This is a genomic window from Xenorhabdus sp. PB62.4 (assembly GCF_014467285.1).
Lineage (GTDB): Bacteria > Pseudomonadota > Gammaproteobacteria > Enterobacterales > Enterobacteriaceae > Xenorhabdus.
Genome location: NZ_NKHR01000001.1, coordinates 34372 through 46892, shown reverse-complemented (window position 1 = coordinate 46892; position 12521 = coordinate 34372). Strand labels below are relative to the sequence as shown.

Genomic DNA, 12521 nt, shown 5'->3' with positions numbered 1-12521 from the left:
GGGAGCCAAAGCTCCCCCAATAATTCAACTGAATGTCAGATCACTGACCTGCTTTCAATTTCTGGAAATACTCTTCATACAGGATATTGGCATTGCCAACATCATTCTGCCATTCCCCTTTCTGGATCACAGCTTCATCGGGATACAAAGATTTATCTTCTGCCATTGCTTTCGACAGTAATTTTTTCGCACCCAAGTTCGGAGTTGGATAACCAATTTTCTTGGCAACCTGTGCCGCAATTTCTGGACGTAACAAGAAATCAATCAACTTCATTGCACCATCGATATTCTTGGCATTCGCCGGAATAGCCAGACTATCCATCCAGAAAATCCCGCCTTCTTTCGGCCAGATAATATCAACAGGTGTGCCAGCCTGACGCGCAACATAAGCAGAGCCAGTCCACATCATGCCGATATCAACCTCACCTTCCATAAATGGATTGGCTGGGTTATCAGAGTTAAATGCCAGTACGTTTGGCATCAATTTTCTCAGTTCCTGATAAGCAGCTTCAATCTCTTTTGGATCGGTAGTATTACCGGAATATCCCAATTTCAACAGCGCCATTTGGAAGACTTCGCGCGCATCGTCAGTCAGTACTAAGCTGCTTTTGTACTCTGGCTTCCAAAAATCAGCCCAGGAAGAAATAGTCTTAGGATCAATATTATCGCTGTTGACGCCAATCGCCGTTGCGCCCCAAATATAAGGAATCGAATAATCGTTATTCGGGTCAAAAGACTTATGCAGCAAGTTAGGATCAAGATGATGGAAGTTGCTCAATTTACTTGTATCGATTTTTTGCAACATCCCTTCTTTACTCATCTTTGAGACAAAGTAAGTGGATGGAACCACTAAATCGTAAGCGCCGTCTTTATAGGTTTTCAGCTTGGTATACATGCTCTCATTGGATTCATAGGTGGAATAAATCACCTTAATCCCAGTTTCTTTAGTGAACTGGTTGAGCAAACCCGGCGGAACATATTCAGTCCAGTTGTAGAAATACAGCGTCTTGCCATCATTAGCAGAAGCGGTATTCACCAAACCCATGCTTAATGCCATCATCCCAGCGGCTAACAGATAAAACCACTTTTTCATGTCATGCTTTCCACGCAGTCAGTGCGTTAGTATCGTATATAGGTTCAACATGAACCTACCCCCCAAAAAAAGCTATTATAAAAGCCGCATTTTATAGGGTAAAGCCGCTTGTTAGCTTATAGGATTACGCATTGTACGATTTGTAAGAATTAATTGTACGATATTATAATCGAGCGCATATTACACACAAAATAACGGAGTGAAAGTTTATGACGATCCAGAATGAGTTGAATTAACAGTAAAAACGGCCAGAGGTTAACCCTTATTGACGTTTATTCAAATTGCTTAACTATGGGGCAAGGGGGAAAACAGGGACAAAAAATAAGAAAAGCGTGGCCAACCTGCAACCACGCTGCATAGAGAAGCTTAGGATTTACTGGTGCGATCACGCATCACAAATTGGCTAATCAATACCAGAACCAACGACATAATTAACAAAATCGTTGCTAATGCGTTAACTTCCGGCGAAACCCCGACTTTGACCATGGAATAGATCTTCAGTGGCAGGATTTCATAACTTGGCCCTGTTACAAATGAGGAAACGACCACATCATCCATCGACAAGGTAAAGCTCAGTAACCAACTTGCCATCACTGCCGGCATCGCCAATGGCAGGATAATTTTACGCAGGATAGTCAGTTCACCTGCCCCCAAATCGCGCGCCGCCTCCAGCATTTTGACATCGAAATCTTTCAGGCGGGAATAAACCGTCACAACCACAAACGGCAGGCAGAAAGTGATGTGCGAAAACAGCAGTGACCAGAATCCAAGTGAGATGCCGAGCAGCATAAACAGCACCAGTAATGAAATCGCCATCACGATATCCGGTGACATCATCACGACAAACAACATACCGCCAACAAACTTTTTGCCACGGAACGAGTAACGATACAGGGCAACCGCAGTCAGGGAACCAATCAGCGTGGCAAACGTGGCGGATGCTACCGCCATCGTCAGGGAGTGGCCTGCCGCTTGTAGCAGGCTGTCATTGGAGAACAGCAGGCTATACCACTCAGTGGTAAAACCCTGCCAGTTAATGCCAAAGCGTGACTGGTTAAACGAACTTACCAGCAGAATAATAATCGGGATATACAGGTAAGCATAAACGATGGTCATGAAGCCACCGCGCAACAGGCGTCCGATCATTCCAGTTCTACCTTCTTGTTCAGCAGCTTAGCCGCCCGATAGTAAACCAACAACATCAGCCCCATCACCAGCGTCAGACAGATGCTGGTCGCCGCCCCAAACGGCCAATCGCGGATATTGAGAAACTGGCTCTTAATCACGTTACCGATCAGCAAATTTTTCGCCCCGCCCATCAAGTCAGCCACGTAGAACAGCCCCATCGCAGGCAGCAGTACCAGCAGACAACCCGCAATAATCCCCGGCATCGTCAGTGGTACGATAATGCGGATAAAGGTCTGTAACTTACCCGCCCCTAAATCGCGCGCCGCTTCCAGACAGGAATTATCCAGCTTCTCAATGCTGGAATAGAGCGGCATCACCATAAACGGCAGCAAGATATAAACCAGCCCCAACACAACCGCTTCAGGGGTATACATAATGCGCAGCGGCTTATCGATAATCCCCACCCACAGCAGAAAATCATTCAAATAGCCACGGGTACTGAGGAACATCTTCAAGCCATAAATACGGATTAACGAGTTCGTCCAGAACGGTACAATCAGCAAAAACAGCATGAGCGGACGCAGTTTCTTCGGCATTCGTGCCAGAAAAAAAGCGAACGGATAACCAATCACCAGACAGCACAACGTCGCCACAATTGCCATATTCAGCGAATGTAGCAACACTTCGGCATACAGCGGATCGAACAACCGGGTGTAGTTATCCAGTGAAAATACCATCTGTACCAGATTGGCATCATCACGGGTGAGGAAGCTGGTTCCGATGATCATCAGGTTCGGCAGAAAGACGAACAGCATCAACCACGATACCACGCCCGTAATGACGACATTCTGGAATAGTTTACGCGTCTTCTTCATCGACCAGCACAACCTCCCAGCTTTCTACCCAAGTGACGGCAATCTTCTGGTTCAGGGAATGGTCAACATCAGGATCGTCTTCATTAAAGAATTCGCTCACCATAACCATTTTACCATTTTCCATTTCGACCACAGAATCCAGCGTCATGCCCTTGTAGTTACGTTCACGGACATAACCAATCAAACCCGATACTTGCTCACCGTTATTGATCTCTTCCACACGCAGATCTTCCGGGCGCAGCAACACTTTCAGCGTTTGCCCGACCGTCACTGGCAGTGCGGTGAAAATATCACATTCGTGGCCTTCGACATTGGTGCGTATCCGTTGTTCATCAATACGATGCAACACTTCGGCATCAAAGATATTGATTTCGCCGATAAAACGGGCAACAAACAGGTTTTTCGGCTCTTCATAAATCTCACGCGGAGAACCATCCTGTTCGATCCGTCCGTCACGCATCACCACGATACGGTCTGACATGACCAGCGCTTCTTCCTGATCATGGGTAACGAAGATAAAGGTAATACCGAGCTTGCGCTGAAGCGCTTTCAGCTCATTTTGCATCTGTTTGCGCAATTTGTAATCGAGTGCGGACAGTGATTCATCCAACAGCAAGACCTTGGGTTTATTCACAACCGCACGGGCAATTGCCACACGCTGCTGCTGACCACCGGAAAGCTGAGCGGGTTTACGCTGGGCAAACTCTTCAAGCTGAACCATGCGCAATGCTTCCTCAACACGCGGAGCAATCTCTTTTTCCGGTGTTTTCTGCATTCGAAGGCCAAAAGCGACGTTTTCAAATACGGTCATATGGGGGAACAGGGCATAACTTTGGAAGACCGTATTAACGTGACGGTGCTCGGCCGGGATATCGGTAATATCCAGCCCTTCCAGTAAAATCTTGCCGCAGTCCGCATCTTCCAGCCCGGCAATCAGACGGAGTACTGTGGTTTTGCCACAACCGGATGGCCCAAGAATGGTCAGGAACTCGCCATCATTGATTGTCAGATCGAGCTGTGAAATAACTTGTTTGTCGTCGAAGCCCTTACTTAAGGCTTTCAATTCAACAAGTGGTGTCAGAGAGGTATTCTCAGTCATTTATGCTATCATCTATCCCTTGGAATAATGCAGATAGAACCGCCACGGGAAAAGACTGTGTTAGCTAGCAGGAAGCATCATTTCTCCGCTAAAGCTCAAAGCCAGTGGCGCCGGTTGAAATTACGAAGCGCGCATAATAAACGCAGTAAGCCCAAATTGAAAGCCGAAACAATGACAATATGTCATTTTTTATTACTATTTTATAAATGATAACAGCGCACCTTATTTTGCTCCGAATATTACCAGATTGAAATAGTTTTATGTCGAATATTTTTGAATTGGAAAAATATTGTTTTTTCAATAAATTCAGTCAGGTATTCAAAGCAAACCCTATCACCATCAACGCCCTGCTCGCCGAGCCATCCAACAGATTCAAGTGTTCATGCCCTTGTTGTGGTATTCTGGCTCTCTTTTTATACTGGCAATCATTGGGATCTATTAATTTATTAACATTGCAATTGCATTACTGAAACTATTGGCAATGTCTCAAAAAGATAAAGATTCAGGAATACTATATTCACGTGATCAATTGTTGGCAGCTCGGTGAATTAATAAATGATTAGGAAAAAATGCCTGATATTTAAATTGAGCATACGGAAACTATTAAATATTATTTAAGTGATATTTAATCGTATTTACGAACAAAAGAATTTGATAAAAAAGTCAATTTTTGCCAACTTATTGCCAAATATCACCTGAACGGGATAAATTAGATGTAACAAACTATCGTGAATGCAATACTCAAAATATCTATAGAGTGATTGATTCTTATGAGTCTTAAGATGCCGTTGTTACCCATGTTATTCTTCATCCAAAATAAGATATACAGGTATTGCTGTTTAATCGGATTATTACTTACTAAAACAGGTGCTGTTTACCTTTAATAGTAATTTATCTCATCACCATTCTTTACGGTATTGATGTGAGTTGTAGATTTCTTGTTCAAGTATTTTCTGGCATAAATAATTACTAATACGATTCACGCTATAACAATACTAGGAAAAAACAGCCAGTTAGCAGAAAAATAAGAATCATAGGATAGATAAGAAGTTTTATAGTGAATTAATTATCAATGAGTTAGTGAAAGCTTTTACCAAAACTAAACACTTCCTATCAATAGTACAAACTCTAACAAAATGACATCAGCATACTCGTACTAACATTATAATTGTGTAATTGCTAATCGGACTGAGTACGTTATTGCGCACAGAAGGCAAACAGCCCTAGTATTCTCGATCAAATCAACGATAATGTACCGCTTGCAATGGCTAGCGCTACAAGGTCTTTTGGTTGTATAAAAAGAGCGTCTCAAATGACACTAAAAGAAAATCAAATCGAACAAAAATTAATCCAAAAATTATCCGAACTTAAATATACCTATCGCCGTGATATCCGTGATCGTGAGTCTCTTGAGCAGAATTTTCGTAAAAAATTCGAAGCGCTCAACAGAGTTGAGCTGACCGATTCGGAATTTGCCCGCTTACGCGATGAGATTGTCAATGCAGAGGTGTTCACCGCAGCCAAAACCTTGCGTGAACGTAATACCTTTATTCGGGAGGATGGCACACCACTACAATACACTTTGGTTAACATCAAAGATTGGTGTAAAAACGAATTCGAAGTTATCAATCAACTGCGCATCAATACCGATAATAGCTACCACCGTTATGACGTAATGATACTTATCAACGGTGTACCCGTAGTGCAAATTGAGCTGAAAACACTCCATATCAGCCCGCGCCGTGCTATGCAGCAAATCGTTGATTATAAAAATGATCCTGGCAACGGTTACACCAATACATTGCTCTGTTTTATGCAGTTATTTATTGTCAGCAATGAATGCAATACTTACTACTTTGCTAATAACCATACTCAGCACTTCGGCTTTAATGCTGACGAACGTTTTTTGCCTATCTATCAACTCGCAGATGAAAACAATAACAAAATTGTCCACTTACACGACTTTGCCGACAAATTCCTAGCCAAATGTACCTTAGGACAAATGATCAGCCGCTACATGGTATTAGTGGTAAGTGAACAAAAGCTGATGATTATGCGCCCGTACCAAATTTATGCGGTAAAAGCCATAGTCGATTGTATTCATCAAAACAGAGGTAATGGTTACATCTGGCACACCACAGGTAGCGGGAAGACACTGACATCTTTTAAGACATCTACACTACTCAAAGACAATCCTGATATTGAAAAATGCCTATTTGTAGTCGACCGTAAGGATCTTGATCGCCAAACCCGTGAAGAATTTAATAAATTTCAAGAGGGCTGTGTAGAAGAAAACACCAATACCGAAACATTGGTGCAGCGCATGCTATCAGCAGATTATGCCGATAAAGTGATTGTTACAACCATCCAAAAATTAGGTTTAGCACTGGACGAAAATAGTAAGCAAAACAAAAAAAGTAGACAAAAGGGGCAACTCACCTATAAAGAACGCTTAAAACCTCTACGTGACAAACGCATCGTCTTTATTTTTGACGAATGTCACCGTTCACAATTTGGAGACAACCACCAAGCTATTAAAACGTTCTTTCCCAATGCCCAGTTATTTGGTTTTACCGGTACGCCAATTTTTGAAGACAACGCTATCTACAAAAAAATAGATGGCACCGAAGCATCTTATAAAACTACGGAAGATATTTTCGAAAAAGAGCTGCACTCTTACACCATAACTAACGCCATTGATGATAGGAATGTGCTGCGCTTCCACATTGACTATTTCAAACCAGAAAGTCGTACCAAACCCAAAGCTAGTGATACCTTATCGCAACGAGCAGTAGTCGAAGCCATATTAAAAAAACACGATACGGCGACCAATTCACGCCGATTTAATGCGATCTTAGCGACTGCGTCTATCAATAATGCCATTGAATACTGCAAATTGTTTAAAGAAGCACAAGAACAAAAAAAGGTAGAAGATGACAGCTATCAACCGCTGAACATAGCTTGTGTCTTTTCACCTCCGGCAGAAGGCAACAAAGACGTACAACAAATTCAAGAAGACTTGCCACAGGAAAAAGCGGATAACGAACAAGATCCGGATGAAAAGAAACAGGCGCTTAAAACCATCATTGCCGACTACAACAAACAGTACGGAGCCAACCATAGTATTAATGAGTTTGATCTGTACTATCAGGATGTGCAGGATCGCATTAAATTCCAACAATATTCCAATCAGGATTATCCACATAAAAACAAAATCGACATTGTTATTGTGGTCGATATGCTGCTTACTGGCTTTGATTCTAAGTACCTTAATACCCTGTATGTAGACAAAAATCTCAAATATCACAGTTTGATTCAAGCCTTCTCGCGCACCAATCGTGTACTTAACGACACAAAACCTTATGGCAATGTGTTGGATTTTCGTTGTCAGGAAGATGCGGTAAATGAAGCCATTGCTCTGTTTTCTGGCAAAGATAATAACCGTGCCAAAGAAATCTGGTTGGTTGATCCTGCCCCTAAAGTTATTGGCAAACTGGAAAAAGCGCTCAAAAAACTCGATACATTTATGCGATCTCAGGGATTACCTTGTGTACCTGAGCAAGTCGCTAATATTAAAGGTGACAATGCACGTGGAGAATTTATTAACCTGTTTAAGGAAGTACAGCGCCTGAAAACCCAGCTTGATCAATATACTGACCTAAGTGAAGAACAAAGCCAAGACATTGAACAGTTGTTGCCCGAAGACACTCTACGCGCTTTTAAAGGGATATATCTGGAAACAGCTCAACGCCTGAGAGCGCGACAAGACAAAGGAAAAGATGCAAACGATACAGTTCAACAACTGGATTTTGAGTTTGTACTTTTTGCATCAGCAGTGATCGATTACGACTACATCATGGGGTTAATCGCCAAATACACCCAAAAAACAGATAAACAAAAAATGACTCGCGAGCAGCTTATCAACTTGCTCAGTTCCAGTGCTAATTTGATGGATGAGCGAGAAGACATCATCGCATATATTAATAGCCTAAAAGTGGATAAGGGATTAAGTGAAAAAGAAATTCGTGAAGGCTATCAAGCCTTTAAAGATGCCAAATCAGCAAATGCTTTGGCTGAAATAGCTAACAAACATGGTTTGGAATATCAAGCCTTGCAATTCTTTGTAGATAGTATTATGAACCGTATGATTTTTGATGGTGAACAATTGAGTGATTTATTAGCTCCGTTAGATCTGGGCTGGAAAGCCAGAACTCAAAAAGAACTGGCACTAATGGAAGATTTAGTACCAATGTTAAAAAAACTAGCCCAAGGGCGAGAGGTTTCGGGGTTAGCGGCGTATGAGTAGGCAAGCAAAAAAAGCACTTGTGCCTGAGAGACGTTTTCCTGAATTTAAGGATGCAGAAAAATGGACAAAAAAATCACTGGACAATCTACTTAAGATTGGAAGCGGAAAAGATTACAAACATCTATCCACAGGTGATATACCTGTTTACGGTTCTGGTGGCTACATGCTATCAGTGAATGATTATTTGTATGATGGGGAAAGCGCCTGCATTGGAAGAAAAGGAACGATAAATAACCCGCTGTTTCTTACTGGAAAATTTTGGACCGTTGATACACTCTTCTATACACACTTTTTCAAGGATTGTTTGCCAAAATTTATTTATTCAATATTTCAAAACATTAATTGGCTCGATCACAACGAAGCAGGCGGGATCCCAAGTTTATCGAAAACAACCATCGGAAAAATAGAAGTATTTGTACCAAAACTTGAAGAACAACAAAAAATTGCTGATTGCCTTTCATCCATTGACGAAGTAATCATTGCACAAACCCAAAAGCTTGACGCACTCAAAAACCATAAAAAAGGCTTGATGCAGCAGTTATTTCCGGCTGAAGGTGAAACTGTGCCTAAACTACGTTTTCCTGAATTTCGATATGCGGATAAATGGTCCGAACAGCAATTTGGTGAAATCTGTAAATTTGTGAGAGGTCCATTTGGAGGCGCTCTCAAAAAAGATATTTTTGTCAAAAATGGCTACGCAGTTTATGAACAATCGCATGCTATTCATCAACATTTTGATTCCTTCAGATATTACATTACAGAAGAAAAGTACAATGAACTGAAAAGATTTTTAGTACTCCCAAATGACATAATCATGAGTTGTTCTGGTACTATGGGGAAATTTGCAACAATCCCCCAAGATTATAAAAAAGGAATTATTAATCAAGCGCTTTTAAAATTAACTGTTCATAAAGGACAAGACCATAGATTTATAAAACTAACTTTAGAATTATCAAATAATCAAGAAAAACTGTTATCTCAGTCCGCCGGTGGAGCAATCAAAAATGTAGTTTCTGTTGGGCAGATAAAAGAAATGATTTTATATATCCCCAATTTGAGAGAACAACAAAAAATCGCCGATTGCCTTTCATCCATCGACGAGCTAATCACAGTACAAACCCAAAAACTTGATTCACTGAAAAATCATAAAAAAGGTCTTATGCAGCAATTATTCCCCTCCATTAATGAGGAGAAAAAATGAGCAACAAACCCAGAATTAATAAATATAACAATATGAGAAAATTGGTGACTCGGTTGCGCGACGATTTGCGAGACACCAATAACGGCGGTGCTAACTTTGTTTTGCTTTACGCTTACAATGGCACTGGAAAAACCCGCCTTTCTATGGAGTTTAAAGACGCCGGTAAACGAAAAAAGGGAGTTGATAGAGATACCCTGTATTTTAATGCCTATACCGAGGACTTATTTTATTGGGACAACGATTTAAGCAACAATACTGAACGCGTGCTTAAGATCAACTCAGACTCCAATTTCTTTAATGGGTTTAAAGAACTGGCGCTCGAAGAAAGGATCTTTTCTTATCTGGAGCGGTATGCTGAATTTGACTTCAAAATCGATTATGAAAAATGGACAATCACTTTTTTAAATGGTGATAGTAGTCATATTAAAGTATCACGCGGGGAAGAAAATATTTTCATCTGGTGTATTTTTCTGGCTATTTGTGAATTAACTATTGATGGTGCAGAAGCTTACAACTGGGTTAAATATTTTTATATTGATGATCCAATCTCCTCATTGGATGATAATAATGCAATCGCTGTTGCAAGTGATTTAGCACAACTGCTAAAACGTGGAACCCAGCGGGTGAAAACGGTGATTTCATCACACCATAGCCTATTTTTTAATGTAATGTGTAACGAACTGAAGAAAACATCGCATAAAGCCTATTTCTTACATCGTCGCAACGATTCAAATGACTATACTTTACGTGCAACCGATGACACACCTTTTTTTCATCATGTTGCCATGCTTAGTGAGTTACAGAAAGCATTAGAATCAGGCCAACTCTATACCCACCATTTCAATATGCTACGTAGTATTTTAGAAAAAACGGCAACCTTTTTTGGCTTCAAAGATTTTTCTGTCTGTATTCATGGAATTGAAGATGAAGTATTATACGCTCGTGCACTAAACTTGCTTAGTCATGGCAAATACTCGGCCTACGATCCGAAAGAAATGGGTGAAGACACCAAAAAACTTTTCAAAAATATTTTAAGCGCTTTTCTGGAACGTTATCAATTTGATTTACCAGAGATGAGTACCGAAACAACTAAATAAGTGAAGCAACCATGACTCAACAAGAACTCAATAGACTAGGTAAAACACTCTGGGATATCGCAGATAAATTACGTGGTGCCATGAATGCCGATGACTTTCGTGACTATATGTTATCGTTTCTTTTCTTACGTTATTTGTCAGATAACTATGAAACAGCGGCTAAAAAAGAGTTAGGAGCTGATTATCCTGAACTTCCACCTGATGCCGTGCTCACATCTGATGATGAACAAGCACTTAAGAAGAAAAGAAGAACGCCTTTAGATATTTGGTATGAAAATAATCCTAAGGATATCAATGAATTTGAAAAGCAAATGCGCCGCAAAGTGCATTATGTTATCGAACCTCAATACCTATGGAGCAACATTGCCGAATTAGCAAGAACTCAACATAATGATTTATTAGATACTTTAGGGGATGGCTTTAAGTATATTGAAAATCAATCCTTTGAAAGTACGTTTAAAGGACTCTTCTCAGAGATTAACCTTAGCTCCGACAAACTGGGTAAAGATTACACTACCCGTAATGATAAACTTTGTGCAGTTATTTCCGCAATTGCTAAAGGTATTGCTCAATTTTCTACTGATAGTGATATCTTGGGTGATGCCTATGAATACTTAATTGGTGAATTTGCTGCAAATAGTGGTAAAAAAGCGGGTGAATTTTATACTCCACAACCATTGTCAACGATAATATCCAAGATCGTTACTCTCGACAGCCAAAAACCAGCTACCGGCCCCAAAAAAAAACTCAACAAAGTACTGGATTTCGCCTGTGGCTCTGGTTCCTTACTACTGAACGTGCGTAAACAACTCGGCCCACATGGTATTGGCAGAATTTACGGGCAAGAGAAAAATATTACTACCTACAACTTAGCTCGCATGAATATGCTGCTACATGGCGTGAAAGATTCAGAATTTGAAATTTTCCATGGCGATTCACTACTGAACGATTGGGATATTCTGAATGAAATGAACCCTGCCAAAAAGCTGGAATTCGATGCTATAGTAGCGAATCCTCCCTTCAGCTATCGCTGGGAACCAAAAGAGGAACTTGGCAAAAACTTCCGTTTTAAAAATTACGGTCTGGCTCCTAAATCCGCGGCAGATTTTGCTTTCCTACTGCATGGATTTCACTTTCTAAGTGATGAAGGCACCATGGCTATTATTCTACCTCATGGCGTATTGTTCCGTGGAGGGGCTGAAGAACGCATCCGTACCAAGCTGTTAAAAGATGGCAATATCGACACGGTAATAGGTTTACCAGCCAACTTATTTTTCTCAACTGGTATTCCGGTTTGTATTCTCGTGCTGAAAAAGTGCAAAAAACCAGATGATGTATTATTCATCAATGCCAGTGAATACTTTGAAAAAGGTAAACGCCAAAACCGCTTACTACCAGAGCACATCGATAAAATTGTCGAAACATACCGGTTCCGCGAGGAAGAAGATCGTTATTCCCGCCGTGTATCAATGGATGAAATTGAGAAAAACGATTACAACTTGAATATTTCTCGCTACGTAAGTACTGCCAAACCAGAAGAAAAAATTGATTTGCTAGCCGTACATGCAGAATTAACCGAATTGGAAAAAAAGGCTGCTAAGGCAACAGAAACACATAATCAATTCTTAAAAGAACTTGGTTTACCACCAATATTCTGACTCTAATTAAACCGCCGCTGATATCTCTATATTTTTGAATAATGACATTCTGTGGCGGTTTATT

At 40.8% G+C, this 12521-nt stretch carries 8 protein-coding genes; 4 read left to right on the top strand and 4 right to left on the bottom strand.

Annotated features, from left to right (window positions below; all coding sequences use genetic code 11):
* Positions 1 to 40: 40 nt before the first annotated feature.
* The 4 genes from potD to potA all read right to left on the bottom strand — a co-directional run bounded on the left by potD (position 41) and on the right by potA (position 4195).
* Positions 41 to 1093, bottom strand: coding sequence for a spermidine/putrescine ABC transporter substrate-binding protein PotD (gene potD / locus Xenpb_RS00185; protein ID WP_187652556.1), 1053 nt, complete (start codon positions 1091 to 1093; stop codon positions 41 to 43).
* Positions 1094 to 1459: 366 nt separating this feature from the next.
* Entirely contained in the window at positions 1460 to 2239 is a 780-nt protein-coding gene (gene potC, locus Xenpb_RS00180) for a spermidine/putrescine ABC transporter permease PotC (protein WP_187652555.1), read from the bottom strand.
* The gene (gene potB, locus Xenpb_RS00175; protein ID WP_187652554.1) at positions 2236 to 3096 is read right to left on the bottom strand and encodes a spermidine/putrescine ABC transporter permease PotB; all 861 of its coding nucleotides are present in this window, start codon (positions 3094 to 3096) and stop codon (positions 2236 to 2238) included. The genes potC and potB overlap by 4 nt, the downstream gene beginning before the upstream one ends.
* Positions 3080 to 4195: a spermidine/putrescine ABC transporter ATP-binding protein PotA gene (gene potA / locus Xenpb_RS00170; RefSeq protein ID WP_187652553.1), complete on the bottom strand. Its 1116-nt coding sequence runs from the start codon at positions 4193 to 4195 to the stop codon at positions 3080 to 3082. Before potA ends, potB begins: the two co-directional genes overlap by 17 nt.
* Before the next feature lie 1312 nt (positions 4196 to 5507).
* Between potA and Xenpb_RS00165 the strand changes: the two genes are divergently transcribed.
* From Xenpb_RS00165 to Xenpb_RS00150, 4 genes are read left to right on the top strand one after another with little or no spacing between them, the layout of a single operon-like run.
* Positions 5508 to 8501 carry a type I restriction endonuclease subunit R gene (locus tag Xenpb_RS00165; protein WP_187652552.1) on the top strand — a complete coding sequence of 998 codons (2994 nt, stop codon included), beginning with the start codon at positions 5508 to 5510 and terminating at the stop codon, positions 8499 to 8501.
* Positions 8494 to 9702, top strand: a complete 1209-nt coding sequence (locus Xenpb_RS00160) for a restriction endonuclease subunit S (RefSeq protein ID WP_187652551.1) — start codon at positions 8494 to 8496, stop codon at positions 9700 to 9702. Before Xenpb_RS00165 ends, Xenpb_RS00160 begins: the two co-directional genes overlap by 8 nt.
* On the top strand, positions 9699 to 10799 hold the full coding sequence (locus Xenpb_RS00155; protein ID WP_187652550.1) for an AAA family ATPase: 1101 nt from the start codon (positions 9699 to 9701) through the stop codon (positions 10797 to 10799). The genes Xenpb_RS00160 and Xenpb_RS00155 overlap by 4 nt, the downstream gene beginning before the upstream one ends.
* A gap of 11 nt (positions 10800 to 10810) precedes the next feature.
* Positions 10811 to 12457 carry a type I restriction-modification system subunit M gene (locus tag Xenpb_RS00150; protein WP_187652549.1) on the top strand — a complete coding sequence of 549 codons (1647 nt, stop codon included), beginning with the start codon at positions 10811 to 10813 and terminating at the stop codon, positions 12455 to 12457.
* Positions 12458 to 12521 lie beyond the last annotated feature (64 nt).